The 13,060-nt window shown below is 53.9% G+C and carries 12 protein-coding genes and 1 tRNA gene; 3 read left to right on the forward strand and 10 right to left on the reverse strand.

Annotation, left to right across the window (positions count from 1 at the left end):
- Positions 1-8: 8 nt before the first annotated feature.
- The 3 genes from BQ5456_RS02295 to hflX all read right to left on the reverse strand — a co-directional run bounded on the left by BQ5456_RS02295 (position 9) and on the right by hflX (position 4,650).
- On the reverse strand, positions 9-1,001 hold the full coding sequence (locus BQ5456_RS02295; RefSeq protein WP_071128570.1) for an L-lactate dehydrogenase: 993 nt from the start codon (positions 999-1,001) through the stop codon (positions 9-11).
- Positions 1,002-1,125: 124 nt separating this feature from the next.
- Positions 1,126-3,132: an ATP-dependent DNA helicase gene (locus tag BQ5456_RS02300; protein ID WP_083378308.1), complete on the reverse strand. Its 2,007-nt coding sequence runs from the start codon at positions 3,130-3,132 to the stop codon at positions 1,126-1,128.
- Positions 3,133-4,650 (reverse strand): GTPase HflX, encoded by a 1,518-nt coding sequence (gene hflX / locus BQ5456_RS02305; protein ID WP_083378309.1) that lies wholly within the window; start codon positions 4,648-4,650, stop codon positions 3,133-3,135. It lies immediately after the preceding gene.
- A gap of 249 nt (positions 4,651-4,899) precedes the next feature.
- On the opposite strand from hflX, the gene BQ5456_RS02310 reads away from it, so the two are divergent.
- Positions 4,900-4,973 (forward strand) — tRNA-Val (locus BQ5456_RS02310).
- Positions 4,974-5,335: 362 nt separating this feature from the next.
- Here the strand turns inward: BQ5456_RS02310 and BQ5456_RS02315 are convergent.
- The gene (locus tag BQ5456_RS02315) at positions 5,336-5,764 is read right to left on the reverse strand and encodes a DUF3052 domain-containing protein (RefSeq protein WP_328585295.1); all 429 of its coding nucleotides are present in this window, start codon (positions 5,762-5,764) and stop codon (positions 5,336-5,338) included.
- 306 nt (positions 5,765-6,070) lie between these two features.
- On the opposite strand from BQ5456_RS02315, the gene aceE reads away from it, so the two are divergent.
- On the forward strand, positions 6,071-8,818 hold the full coding sequence (gene aceE / locus BQ5456_RS02320; RefSeq protein ID WP_071128572.1) for a pyruvate dehydrogenase (acetyl-transferring), homodimeric type: 2,748 nt from the start codon (positions 6,071-6,073) through the stop codon (positions 8,816-8,818).
- Positions 8,819-9,012: 194 nt separating this feature from the next.
- Here aceE and BQ5456_RS02325 read toward each other — a convergent pair whose 3' ends face one another.
- Positions 9,013-9,279 carry a type II toxin-antitoxin system RelE family toxin gene (locus BQ5456_RS02325; protein WP_071128573.1) on the reverse strand — a complete coding sequence of 89 codons (267 nt, stop codon included), beginning with the start codon at positions 9,277-9,279 and terminating at the stop codon, positions 9,013-9,015.
- A complete protein-coding gene (gene relB / locus BQ5456_RS02330) occupies positions 9,276-9,497 on the reverse strand; it encodes a type II toxin-antitoxin system RelB family antitoxin (RefSeq protein ID WP_071128574.1) in 222 nt (73 codons plus the stop codon). The genes BQ5456_RS02325 and relB overlap by 4 nt, the downstream gene beginning before the upstream one ends.
- A gap of 184 nt (positions 9,498-9,681) precedes the next feature.
- On the opposite strand from relB, the gene BQ5456_RS02335 reads away from it, so the two are divergent.
- Positions 9,682-9,999 (forward strand): DUF4298 domain-containing protein, encoded by a 318-nt coding sequence (locus BQ5456_RS02335; protein ID WP_071128575.1) that lies wholly within the window; start codon positions 9,682-9,684, stop codon positions 9,997-9,999.
- A 517-nt stretch (positions 10,000-10,516) separates the two neighbouring features.
- Here BQ5456_RS02335 and BQ5456_RS10470 read toward each other — a convergent pair.
- From BQ5456_RS10470 to BQ5456_RS02355, 4 genes are all read right to left on the reverse strand, one after another.
- Positions 10,517-10,807 carry a hypothetical protein gene (locus BQ5456_RS10470; RefSeq protein ID WP_071128576.1) on the reverse strand — a complete coding sequence of 97 codons (291 nt, stop codon included), beginning with the start codon at positions 10,805-10,807 and terminating at the stop codon, positions 10,517-10,519.
- A 418-nt stretch (positions 10,808-11,225) separates the two neighbouring features.
- On the reverse strand, positions 11,226-11,663 hold the full coding sequence (locus BQ5456_RS02345; RefSeq protein WP_071128577.1) for a hypothetical protein: 438 nt from the start codon (positions 11,661-11,663) through the stop codon (positions 11,226-11,228).
- A gap of 115 nt (positions 11,664-11,778) precedes the next feature.
- Positions 11,779-12,285 (reverse strand): acyl carrier protein, encoded by a 507-nt coding sequence (locus BQ5456_RS02350; RefSeq protein WP_083378310.1) that lies wholly within the window; start codon positions 12,283-12,285, stop codon positions 11,779-11,781.
- Positions 12,215-12,712, reverse strand: a complete 498-nt coding sequence (locus BQ5456_RS02355; protein ID WP_071128579.1) for a DUF3145 domain-containing protein — start codon at positions 12,710-12,712, stop codon at positions 12,215-12,217. Before BQ5456_RS02355 ends, BQ5456_RS02350 begins: the two co-directional genes overlap by 71 nt.
- Between the last annotated feature and the right edge of the window lie 348 nt (positions 12,713-13,060).

Consider the following 13,060-nt stretch of genomic DNA (forward strand, 5'->3'; position numbering starts at 1 on the left):
TCTACTAGCTAGAGGCCTACCGATTTAGCTACCTCGGAAAGTTTTTCGGCGCTGCGAGTGAGGGCATCACGCTCATTAAGAGTGATGGGGGGATCTAGCACCCGCCCTACCCCGGAACGCCCCACCAGGGTGGGAGCTGCCATACATACTCCGGAAATCCCATTCCAGTTATCAAGCAGCGAAGATACCGTCAGTACCCGGTCTTCATCGCGCATAACTGCAGAAATGATATTGGTGACGGAAAGTCCGATTGCAAAGTTAGTGACCCCTTTGCCTTCGATTATCCGGTAGGCGGATTCGACTACATCTTTAGAGATACGCTGTTTCAGTTTGTCATCAAAAATTCCGCCATTGACTGTGGCTCCCCAGCGGGAAAGTGGCACGTTTCCGATCTCGGCACTAGACCACAGGGGTACTTCCGAATCGCCATGCTCCCCGGCGATATAGGCATGCACGTTTTGCACCGCCACCCCGGTTTCTTGGGAGATTAGATAGCGCATCCGGGAGGTATCAAGCACGGTACCGGAACCAAATACCTGGTGCGAGGGTAGTCCGCTCATCTTCAAAGCCATATAGGTGGCGATATCTACCGGGTTAGAAACCAAAATATAGATGGCATCGGGCGCCACTTTTAACACTTTCGGCAAAATCGAGTTCATGATGTTGACCATCGCCTGCACCATATCGAGGCGCGATTGCCCGGGTTTTTGCTGGGGACCAGCGGTTATCACGATTACATCCGCGTCCCGCAATACCTCAACATCATCAGAACCTGAGATGGAAGCCGCGGGGGTGAACTGAATCCCGTGAGCCAAATCCAGCGCCTCGGCCTCAACTTTGGCTTTATTAATATCAAAGAGGGCGATTTCACGCGCTGCGCCCTTAATCTGGCAGGCATAAGCCAGGGCGGTTCCCACGAATCCGGCACCTACAATCCCAACTTTGGAGCGGCGAGTAAGCATCGACGCAGGGTAGAGAGAATTGGCGCGTTCTTTGGACATGGTTTCTCCTTTAGGCGGGAATCAATCTTCTACTTCTAAAGTTACCTGCTACTGCCAGGATTTTCCGGTGAAGAACGACCTAATTGCCGAGGTGACTTTGCCGGCTTTTAGGCTTGCGGAATAGCTACTTGTCCCCTTCGCCTGGGTTCCCCAACCGCCCTAGCGCCCCGAGCACTGTTTGACAGTCGGTAGTTCGCCAAAATGGCGGTATTGATTTCAGCAGGTAGCCCGCATATCGGGCGTTGATTAGACGCTGGTCTAGCACCGCCACTACTCCCCGATCCGAGTGGGTGCGAATCAATCTACCGACTCCCTGCGCTAAAAGTAAGGCCGCGTGAGACAGAGAAACCTCAGCAAATCCGCTGCGCCCTTGAGCCTGGGCCGCCCGGGTGCGGGCAGAAATATAGGGGTCATTAGGCCGCGGGAAGGGGATACGATCGATGAGGACGAGGCGGCATTTGTCGCCAGGCAAATCTACTCCTTGCCAAAGGGACAGGGTACCAAACAGGCAAGAGTTTTTACTGGCTGCAAAGTCGTCTATCAGTTGATTTATCGGGGCCTCCCCCTGCAGGAATATCTGCAAGTCGCTTTCCTTAGCGAAATACTCGGCGGCTTGCTTAGCAGCTTTATAGGAAGAAAACAGCCCCAAAACTCCGCCGCCGGCAGCCTCGGCTAGCTCTAGGCTTCTTTCCAAAGCGGCTTCGCTCAAGCCGGAGCGTCCCGGGCGCGGCAAATCTGCGGCCACATACAGTATTCCTTGCTTCCGATAGTTAAAGGGGCTGCCCAGGTCACTGCCTTGCCAAACGTTCTTGTCCCGGAATCCTAAACGAGTCGCAATCGCCTCAAAAGATCCCCCCAGCTGCATAGTTGCCGAAGTGAGTACGCAGGAATGTCCCTTAAATAGGTGGGTATAAAGATCCCCGCCCACATCCAAAGAGCCGCTATACAGGCGGCGGCTTCCGGATTTTTCTTCCGCGATCCAGGCGGCCGATTTTTCCGGGTCAAAGGCCGCGATTATCTCGCACGCATCTAAGGCTTCTTCAATCTGGGCGAGGACGATGCGCTGTTTTACCCGTTGTTCATCCTCATCGGCGCTGTTGGTGACTTCCCCGGAAATATCGGAGAGTTCTATTTGCAGCGTGGTTAAGGTGGTTTCTAGTTTCTTTGGCAGTTCGTTCAGTTCGCCCTCGTCCAGCGCCTCTAGGATTTTCGTAAAATCTTTGCCCGCTTTTTCCAGGGCGGTAACTGGAAGGTGGAAATGTTTGCTCACTCCCCGCGCTACTTTTTCTATAGTACCGCCCGCGAGGCTTACACAGGCTTGGGAGCGGGCGCGGGAAGGCAGTTCGTGGGCTTCATCTACGATCAAGAGGTCGAACTCTGGCAGTAGCTCTGCACTGGTCAGCGCCTGGATGGACAGTAAAGCATGGTTAGTGATGATGATATCGGCGTCTTGGGCTTTCAGACGGGCATCGCGCGGAAAACAATCGGTAAAGAAGCGGCAGGTTTTACCTTGACATTGGTTGGGAGAAATCGAGACTTGCTGCCAGGCAGCTAAGGACACTCCCCGCTGAAGTTCATCCCGGTCACCGCTGTCGGTTTCTTCTGCCCAGTCTCGCAGGCGCTGCAGCTGTTTACCGATATTGCTGGGGGAATATTCGGCTGCCTCATAGCTGGGGAACAATCCCTCGATTTCTTCGGGAGCCGCTAATTTCCAGCGACAAATATAGTTTGACCAGCCCTTTAATACCGCCACCGTGGGAGGAGGGTAACCAAGTTCGCGGCAGGCACTCACGACTGTGGGGATATCACAGGTAAGCAACTGACGTTGCAGAGCCAAGGTGGCAGTGGAGATTACTACTCTGTCCCCATGTTCGATTGCCCTTTGGAAGGCCGCTGCCAGGTAGGCAAGAGATTTTCCGGTACCGGTTCCTGCCCCCACCAATTGACTGCCGGGCAGGGAAAACGAGCGGGCAACCAGGTTGCACATTTGCACCTGTTGGGCGCGTTCACTTCCGCCAATCTGACTGATGCAGGTACTGAGGATTTTCCGTGCCATCTGGGCGTCTTTACCGCCTCCACCTTTGCCTCTATCGGCGGTGGCTACTAACGGGGAGGCTGCGGGATTCTCCATCTAATTCGCCGCCTCTAAGATGGCTTGGGCAAGCGCAGGCCCGGCGCGTCCTACCACGTGGGTGCCGTTTTCTAAGTATTCCACTTTGTCTACGATACCTTCCTCGTGTAGCCTCGCTACCAGTGCCGATTGGTCGTAGGGAATCACGTAGTCAATGGGTTTAGCGGGAGGAGGTAGCGCCTCGCCGATTGCCTCCCGTAGCTGGTCTAGGCCTTGCCCGGTGCGGGTAGATAGCGGGATTCCGCTTGCAAGTGCCGATTGCAGCGCCCGTAGGTGCAGGGCATCTACCAGATCGGATTTATTGAGGACGATAATCTCGGGGATGCGGGAAACGTTCGGCAGATCCGCTAGCACTTCATGTACGGTTTCTACCTGTTGGACGGGGTTGTGGTGACTGGCATCCACCACGTGCACGATTACATCGGCGTATTCGACTTCTTCCAGGGTAGAGCGGAAAGCCTCCACCAGTTCGTGCGGGAGTTCGTCAATAAAACCTACAGTGTCGGACAAAGTGTAGGCGCGTCCATCGGGAGTTTCTGCTTGCCGCACCGTGGGATCCAGGGTGGCAAATAGGGCGTCTTGCACCATCACATCCGCATCTACCAGTACGTTTAACAGGGAGGATTTCCCGGCGTTGGTGTATCCCACGATTACCACCGAAGGCAGGTAGCTGCTGAGGCGACTTTCCCGTTTAGTGTCTCGCGCTTTTTTCATCTGCTTGATTTCCCGGCGCAGTTTCGCAATTCGCTTGGTAATCCGGCGGCGGTCAGTTTCCAGTTTGGTTTCGCCCGGGCCGCGCGCACCAATACCAGCACCCCCGGATACGCGCCCGCCCGCCTGACGGGACATTGACTGTCCCCAGCCCCGTAGGCGCGGCAGTAAGTATTGCAGTTGCGCTAATTCGACTTGCGCTTTGCCTTCCCTGGAGGAGGCGTGTTGGGCGAAAATATCCAGGATTACGGCGGTGCGGTCAATCACTTTCACCTTGACTTGGTCCTCTAGACCGCGGCGTTGTGAGGGTTGCAACTGCGCATTTACAATCACGGTATCGGCTTCCAGGGTCGCCACTTGTTCGGCTAACTGTTTGGCTTTCCCGCGCCCTACGAAAGTTGCGGCATCCGGGGCGCTGCGCCGCTGTAGGGCGGCGCCTACCAGCTCTGCTCCCGCGGTTTGGGCGAGGGCTGCCAGCTCCGCTAGGGACTGCTGGGCACTGGCACGATCCGAATCGTAAATGCCGACTAGGAAAACTTTTTCTAGCTGTACCCGCCGATACTCAACCTCGGAAATATCCAGGTCAGAGGCATTTGTGCGTTGAAAATCTTCGCGTAGCTTCCGGGAGAAATCCCCGCCGTGGGAGCTTTGTTTGGTCAGGGCGGTACCGCCCCAATCCAGCAGTTCTAACCCTTCTTTGGGGGTGTTGGCATCTGGGTAGTAGCGCGGGGAGCTTTTGGGGGCATTTGCCGGGACGCTGCCCGGGGAGGAATCAGTTTTGCGCCGGTTTAAGCTCCGGTCACGCACGCGGCGCACCAGTTCATAGGCTCTGTCCAGGTCTTGTTTACTGACTTCCGTTTCCGCAGGTATTTGCGCCGCCTCCCTTGGTATTCTTGGCTTATTTCATTTTCCCATGACCTCGCGTTAGCTGCAAAAGGCGCGCGGGAAATGTGGACGGCGGATTGTTTCAGTGGAACTGATTGAGTAAGTTCGACACATCTCACAGCCCGCGAAGTTTGTTTCTTTCGCGCTATTGGGTATTCTTTAACAGGTCTAGGGCCTATAGCTCAGTTGGTTAGAGCGTCACGTTTACACCGTGGATGTCGGGGGTTCGAGTCCCTCTGGGCCCACAATGAGGAGCCCGAACGGCACGAAAACCGTTCGGGTTTTCGTATTAGTGAGGGAGACGAAATTGTGTGTAATCCCGCAGGGATTACTAACACTCATTGTGGCTTACTTCCATAACATTTTCTTAGTTCGGCAATCTTTTCTCTTCCATACAAGGCTCTAAGGGTTGGGGCGGGAAAAGATGCGAGAGGGGGCTTGAACCGAGCGCAGCAAGACTCACCGGGATCCCCCGAGCGCTTTTCTCAGCCCAGTCCCTCGGGTTTGATTGAGAAAATGACGCGTAATCCCAACAGGAATCAGCTACACCGCCTCCACCTGGGGAGACGTTTTAAATACCGGAGATACTCGGAGCGGTTTAAAACACTTAGCGGCCGCGGGAAACTATTTGGGTGCCTGCCCAATGCGCAGAAACCACGTCAGAGGTGGTGGGATTCATACCCGCCGTTTTTGCGGCCTCTTCGATTAGACGCGGGTCAACGGCACCGGGGTCGGAGGCGATTGGGCTGAGTACCCAAATCAATCCCCCTTCATCCATATTGCCCATCGCGTCCATCAGCGCATCGGAGAGATCATCAGCATCGCCGTCATCGTCACGCCACCAGATTAGGGCGCCATCGGTCATCGCGGTGAAATCTTCATCTTGGAGATCATCGTCTATTTGATCCATTATGGCTTGGCGAAGATCTTCATCGACGTCCTCGTCCCAACCAAATTCCTGAATGACTTGTTCTTTCTTAAACCCCATCTCTGAAACGGATAGGGAACTTTCATGCCTTTCGCGTGTGGTTTCCACGCTCTCTAAGTTACATGATTAAAGCAATAGGAGGAAACGCGTAGGCGCGCTTTGAGATAAACGCGCCCTGATTTACCTATTTTTCTGCTTACCTACGCTTTCCCGGTCGTTCCCTTCCCCTATTTTCTCTGCTAGAAGAAATTCAAGGCAGCTTCCAGGCGGGCAGAAAAACGTCCCTGGCTTTATTGCCTGCATGCTTGCTTGCGGAGGGTGTTCATTGTTTTCCGGGCAACACTAGCGAAAGCCACGGAAATAGATAACAATTAGGTGCGTATGGTTTTTTCTGTTGGAGGAGCAACGAAATCTATGAGCGAAAATAAGGCATCACTGGATTCTGTACACCAGTTAGCTAACGCCCTACCGGATCCTGATCCCCAAGAAACCCGCGAGTGGCTGGATTCTTTGGATGATTTGATTAAAGAACGCGGTCCGGAGCGTACTCGCGATCTTTTGTTGCGGATGCTTTCAGCGGCGGGCGAGCAAAACGTGGCGGTGCCCGCGAACCTGAACACCCCTTTCACTAATACGATTAAGCCGCATGATGAACCGGCTTTCCCGGGCGATGAACGTATCGAGCGGGACTATCGCCGCTGGATGCGCTGGAATGCGGCGGTGCAGGTTACCCGCGCGCAACGTCAAGGGGTACACGTGGGGGGTCATATTTCTTCCTACGCCTCGATTTCTACTCTTTACGAGGTGGGCTTTAACCATTTCTTCCGAGGCAAGTCGCACCCGGGCGGCGGGGATCACGTGTTTTTCCAAGGACATGCCTCCCCGGGTGTTTATGCGCGCGCTTTCTTAGAGGGGCGGCTCTCTGAGGAAGATATGGATGGTTTCCGCCAGGAACTATCGCAAGCTCCGCATGGGCTGCCTTCTTACCCGCATCCGCGGCACCTGCCGGAGTTTTGGGAATACCCCACGGTTTCGATGGGGCTAGGCCCGGCTGAGGCAATCACGCAAGCCTGGTTCGACACCTACTTAACTAATCGCGGAATTAAAGACTGCTCTGACCAGCACACTTGGGCTTTCCTGGGTGATGGGGAGATGGATGAACCGGAATCGCGGGGGATGCTGCAGCTGGCGGGGCAACAAAAGCTCGACAACCTCACTTTTGTGGTGAACTGTAACCTGCAGCGCCTGGATGGCCCGGTGCGCGGTAACGGACAGATTATTCAGGAACTAGAGTCCTTCTTCCGAGGCGCCGGGTGGAACGTTATCAAGGTGATTTGGGGGCGCGGCTGGGATCGGTTGCTGGCTAAAGATCATGACCATGCGCTGCTGAAAGTTATGACCGAGTGCCTGGATGGTGACTACCAGACTTTCAAAGCTAATGATGGCGCTTATGTGCGCGAACATTTCTTTGGCCGCGATCCTCGCACCGCGAAAATGGTGGAGGATTGGACCGATGAAGAAATTTGGGATTTGCGGCGGGGCGGTCACGATTACCGCAAGGTTTACGCCGCCTATCATGCAGCCATGGCGCATAAGGGACAGCCGACTGTAATCTTGGCGCACACTATTAAGGGGTATGTGCTGGGTGAGACTTTCGCGGGGCGCAACTCTACTCACCAGATGAAGAAGCTGACCTTGAAAGATTTGAAGGCGCTGCGGGACCGGTTGCATATTCCGATTACCGATGAACAGCTGGAGAAAGATCCGCAGCTACCTCCCTATTACCGTCCCCCGCAAGATCATCCTTCGTTGCAATACATGTTTGAGCGGCGGGAGAAGTTGGGGGGATTCTTGCCTTCGCGTCCTAAAGAACGTAATCAGATGCAGCTTTCTTTGCCGGAGGATTCCGTTTATGACGTCCTCAAGGGTGGTTCGGGTAAGCAGAAGGTTGCCACTACGATGGCGCTGGTGCGCCTGATGAAAGAGTTCTTGAAAGACGAAGAGTTTGGCAAGCGAATCGTACCGATTGTGCCCGATGAGGCGCGTACTTTCGGGATGGATTCTATGTTCCCTTCGGCGAAGATCTATAACACCCTGGGTATGAATTACACTGCGGTAGATGAAAATTTGATGCTGCATTATTCGGAGGGGCGGGACGGGCAGATTCTGCACCCCGGGATTAATGAGGCGGGTGCAGCGGCGGCTTTCCAGGTGGCCGGTACCTCCTATATGTCGAACGGGGAACCGATGATTCCCTTCTACCTGTTCTACTCGATGTTTGGTTTCCAGAGGACGGGCGACCAGTTCTGGGCGGCTGGCGATCAGCTCGCGCGGGGCTTCGTGATTGGGGGAACCGCGGGGCGTACTACTTTGACAGGTGAGGGTCTGCAGCACGCCGATGGTCACTCCCCGATTATTGCCGCCACTAACCCGGCATTTGTGCAGTACGATCCGGCTTATGCCTACGAGCTGCGGCATATTATTCGTGACGGTATGCAGCGAATGTATGGGGACGGCTCCGATGGACGTGACCAGAACGTCATGTACTATTTGACGGTCTATAACGAGGCGATTCAGCAGCCGGCAGAACCCGAGGGAGTAGATGTCGAGGGAATCTTAAGCGGCATGTACGCCTTGACCGGTCACTATGAAAATGGAGGACCGAAAGTGGAGCTGCTGGCCTCGGGGATTTCGGTGCCTTGGGCGCTGCAGGCACAAAAACTTTTGATGCAGGATTGGGGGGTTGATGCCGCAGTCTGGTCGGTAACCAGCTGGCATGAGCTGCGCCGGGACGGTATGGAGAGCGATCGCCACAACCTGATTCATGCGGATGAGGAATACCGCCTGCCATACATTACTCAGCGGCTCCGTAATGCTACCGGACCGGTGATCGCGACTTCGGATTATGACCATCTGGTTCCCGATATGATTCGCCCCTGGGTGCCGGGACGCTATAAGGTGCTCGGCGCTTCCGACTTCGGGTATTCCGATACCCGAGCCGCCGCGCGTCGTCACTTCTTGATTGATGCAGAGTCCCTGGTAGTTCAGGCCTTGGAGGCTTTGAATGAGGACGGGGTTCTTCAGGATCGCTCGGTGGTTTCGCAAGCAGTAAAACGCTATGACCTGCTAAATCCAAACGCCGGTTCTTCTGGCGAACAGTAATATCTGATACTAATCGCATCCGGGGGGCGCCCACCGAGCGGTGGCCGCCCCCCTACTTTTTGGAGGTAATACCCTGCTAATTCCGGAATAGGTATTCACCTGTCTAAAAGGCACTGGACCGCATTAAGCCACTTTTCGATTCTACGGACAACCCCGGCTTTCGCAGGATTTCCCTATAGTTGCCTCCGCTACAACTACCGATAAATTTCTTTGCGATGTCCAATAGCTAAGGCTTGAATATAGAAGTAATCATCCTCAATTTCGCAGATAAGCCGGTAGTTTCCGATGCGGTATCGCCACTGCCCCGCATAGTTTCCGCGCAGCGGTTTTCCGTGGCTGCGGGGATCGGTGGTTTCCACCAGGTTTTTATCAATCCAGTTGCTAATCATGCGCTGAGTGTAGCGATCGAGTTTGCGAAACTGCCTTTTGAACCTGGCGGTTACCCGGAACTGGTATTTCACAGGTCGAGCTCTTTCTTGAACTCATCCCAGGAGTACGATTTCTTTCCGTCCTCCACCCACTCGCGATGAGCCTCATCGGCCACTGCCAGGTCGAACTCGTCCTCGATCTTTTCAAAAAGTGCCTGCCGAAAGGCTTCTGCCAAGGTAACGGAATGCAGGTTCGCATAGCTGGTGGCTAGTGCTTTTTCTTCTGCACTCATCCGAATGGAAAATGCCATCTCTCACCCTCCCCTTTTGTAGTACAAGGTACTACAAGCGTTCTAGGGGGTCAATAGCTTTGAGGGGATTTTAGTTTTTCCTGCCACCGGAATAACTGCCGGACTGGTTAGCAGCGGCAGGCGCGCCCTCCGGAGACGTTTATTTAGATAAGCGGTAAGGTGCGAGGTGTGGGAGGATAGCGCTATGGAAAAAACTCAAGTTTCCGCGGAGATAATCGGGCGGGTTTCGCAGATGGAGGCGGCGCTGGTGCGCCTAAATGACGCGATTGCAACTGTTGAGGGCGCGTTGGATACCTATGAGCAGATGTGGGACGATTATCGCGCCTTGGATAGCTACTATTCCGGAAAAGCCTGGTGGGAAGATCTAGAAGCCGACAACCAGGGGCTTTTGCCGGAAGATTTGCCTCGCGGGGTACTTTCCGAGGACGCGCTCTATGACGCCCTCGGCGACGCTGAAGCCCTCCGCCAGCGCCTAAAAGAACTCGCGCAAACCGAGCGGTAAACCACCCGATACTAATCCAGTACCCAGGCCCTACAGCTTTCGACTCAGCCTTAGGCATTGATAGTGGAACTTTAACGCTCAGTGCTAACGCTACCAAGGCAGCTAGCAACACCAAGCGTTTAGATACTTTTTGTATCATCTTGGAAAGTCCTCCTTTTATGTTTTTCGCTTCCACTATTGGTAATGCGTAAAAAGGATTTCCAAAATGAAAATGCAGGTAGATAGGTTTTCGGGTCGGACAGGGAATTGCGTCCCCAATACACTTGTAGCCCCAGCAAATCGCTAGGGCTACAAGGTCTTAAACGTTCAGTTTACTTAGCAGGGCCAGGAGTTGCCCTCGGTGTCGCCGCATACGTGGACTTCATCAACTCCATCTTTTACGTACCAGTTCTTACCATCTTTGGTATCTACCGAGCCATTAGACCAGCCACCCTTACTGCTGCCGCTGTTCCCCTTTGGCTTGGCAGCAGTGCTACCGGGGCGGCGAGGAGCCTGGTAGCGCCGTTTAGGCTGCGCCTTACGTTGATATCGGCTGATAGTTACGTGCCTTGGGCTGAGCTTTGGCAGGGGCAGGTGCTTTAGCCTTAGCAGCGGCCTGTGCCTTAGCAGCAGCATCCGCCTTGGCTTTGGCTTCTTGTTCCGCCTTGGCCTTCGTCTCTGCTGCAGCCTTTGCTTTAGCCTCCTGCTGCTTTTGCTTTTCCACCTGACTAATAGAGGGAGGCTTAGGAGTATCCTCTGCCTTCTTATCAGCACTGCCCGTACACCCAGCAAGCCCCAGCCCCAGCGCTACGCTTGCAAGTACAACCATGAGTTTTTTGAGTTTTCATCTTTCCTATCCCCTCTTAAGCTTTAATGAATTCTCACAACCCATGAAGGGCGCATGAGCAAAAACCCAGGTGAAAGTTATATAGCGTCATTATATATTTTTAAGAATAGAAAAACTAGCAACTACTTGAGTGAACCAAGGGTTTTCTATTTCAATACCACAGTCGAGCCAACGATAACTGCCAGCAGCACTAACGGAAGTAGACGCCAGATAAGAATGAGGGGAAAGCAAAAAACAAATCCGGCGAGAGGAAATATTTCCTCTCGCCGGATGGAATGTTAGGTTATTGTGTTTTTAAAGCTATCTCAGATATTTAACAATTAGCTCCGACACGCCCAAACACTGCAACTTGGCAAAGCAAATGCGCTTAAAGCCTGCCTGACACTAACCCATTCTGCAACTACCCCTGAGGTTGCGAAGGAGGGAACTGTTCACCCTGGTTTACCTGTCCAGAATCTCCACTTGGAGGCGCCTGCACGGAAGGGTTACCTTGGGCAAACTGTCCGTTTTGCCCATATTGGCCGTATTGGCCGTTTAGACCTACCTGAGCGTAGCCAGGAGCTTGACCAGATTTTATGGCCATGTCTGCTTCGCGTACTTTGGGAGCGATGGCCAGAAAATAAATCGCCAATCCGATAACACCTAAGAAGAAAGCTAAGACCAGCCAAAGCACCTTACTTTGTCCCGAGCGTTCCCAGGCGGCATCAGAGTATTTCTTGGTGTCTCGGTATACCAACCAAATAAACAGGATTTCTAGAGCCAAGGCGATCAACATCGAAACAATGATCCCTATCCCAATAGCTGTAGCTACACCTGCAGCTGCATCTGCGTCATCCATATTTAACCCTTCCATCAGAATTTACGATTATTTCCAGACTAACACGGTATTTTTAACGAAATCTAAAAGCCAGGTAAACCCCTGATTAAAGTTGATAGCTGGAATAGCTATCGGATTAGTGACTTTGATATAAGCTAGCCAACTGCCCCAAAGTTTCGCATTTGGCGATCTGAGTATCGGAGCGTTTTTGACCCAGTTCCCCTTCAAGCCGTGCCACTACCGCATACAGTGACAGATCATCGAAATCCAACTGCGTCCTCAACTCCGTCGCCGGCTGCAGATCCGCCTGTTCACTGCCAGTTTCCGTGACAACGGCCTCTAGCAGAGAAGCTATAACCGCTGGTTCACCACTAAAGTTTTCCCAGGCAGGGTATATATTTTCCGAGGAGGCATCCGGGTCACTAGCGCTACTTTCCTCATAAACCGCCCCGGATTCCGGGGCAGCAGTACGCGCCGACTCATCCTCTCCCCCGCTTTCGCCCTCCGAGCCACCAGGCAGGTTTTTACCAAAATCAGCGAGCGCCGCTAGGGCATCAGCATCTAGCGCCATCTCAGCCCACTCGGTGCAGCCAACGCACCGGCGCGCCCGCTCCGGCGTAGCGGAAAGGCTCGAGTTCTTCATCCCAGGCGGTTCCCAGCGCCAAGTCCAGGAGCCGCCGCAACTCTTCTTGGCTACCTTGGGCGAGTGCAGAGCGTACCCGATCCTCCGGCACCACTACGTTGCCCACCACATCGGTTTGGGCATGAAAGATTCCCAGGTCAGGGGTATATGACCAGCGTCCTCCATTGTTATTTATGGAGGCGTCCTCGGTAACCTCGAAACGCAGATGTTCCCAGCCACGCAAGGCAGAGGCCAGCTTGGCACCGGTACCAATCTGCCCCACCCAGGACAGTTCCGAGCGGAACATTCCCGGTTGGGCAGGCTGCTCCGTCCACTCTAGGTTGACGCGTTGATCTAGAACCGCGCCAACCGCCCATTCCACGTGACTAGAAAGCGCACGGGGGCATGAGTGTACGAAAAGTACACCGCGGGTGTAATCCTTGTTCATCGCTTCTCCTTTAGTGCTCGCAAGGTTCGTCTTCCCCAACGGCCTGTGCGCCCTCAAAGAGTGATGACACGCGGTGTCTCTGTTTCTATTTTGCCCTCGATAGCGACTTTCAACAAGCCCAAAAGCCTCTGACCACCAATTTTGTGACCACTGAGGCTAATGTGACACCTGTGGTTTTGCGCGCGAGGAAAGATACAAGAGGGAACCAGATGAACGCGCGGGGGCTGGGTTTGGCAGACTCTCCATCGAAAGCTCCAACTTCGGATACCTAGCTGAAAATATGAAACTCACCGGGTATGGGCATAAAACGGCAATGAATCCGCTACGTTTTCCAAATTCTTGGGCGGG

This window comes from Varibaculum massiliense (genome assembly GCF_900106855.1).
Lineage (GTDB): Bacteria > Actinomycetota > Actinomycetes > Actinomycetales > Actinomycetaceae > Varibaculum > Varibaculum massiliense.

Coding starts and splice junctions, on each gene's coding strand:
- BQ5456_RS02295 (WP_071128570.1), bottom strand. CDS start 1,001: ATGTCCAAAGAACGCGCCAATTCTCTCTACCCTGCGTCGATGCTTACT.
- BQ5456_RS02300 (WP_083378308.1), bottom strand. CDS start 3,132: ATGGAGAATCCCGCAGCCTCCCCGTTAGTAGCCACCGCCGATAGAGGC.
- aceE (WP_071128572.1), top strand. CDS start 6,071: ATGAGCGAAAATAAGGCATCACTGGATTCTGTACACCAGTTAGCTAAC.
- relB (WP_071128574.1), bottom strand. CDS start 9,497: ATGGCATTTTCCATTCGGATGAGTGCAGAAGAAAAAGCACTAGCCACC.
- BQ5456_RS02335 (WP_071128575.1), top strand. CDS start 9,682: ATGGAAAAAACTCAAGTTTCCGCGGAGATAATCGGGCGGGTTTCGCAG.
- BQ5456_RS10470 (WP_071128576.1), bottom strand. CDS start 10,807: ATGGTTGTACTTGCAAGCGTAGCGCTGGGGCTGGGGCTTGCTGGGTGT.
- BQ5456_RS02345 (WP_071128577.1), bottom strand. CDS start 11,663: ATGGATGACGCAGATGCAGCTGCAGGTGTAGCTACAGCTATTGGGATA.
- BQ5456_RS02350 (WP_083378310.1), bottom strand. CDS start 12,285: ATGAAGAACTCGAGCCTTTCCGCTACGCCGGAGCGGGCGCGCCGGTGC.
- BQ5456_RS02355 (WP_071128579.1), bottom strand. CDS start 12,712: ATGAACAAGGATTACACCCGCGGTGTACTTTTCGTACACTCATGCCCC.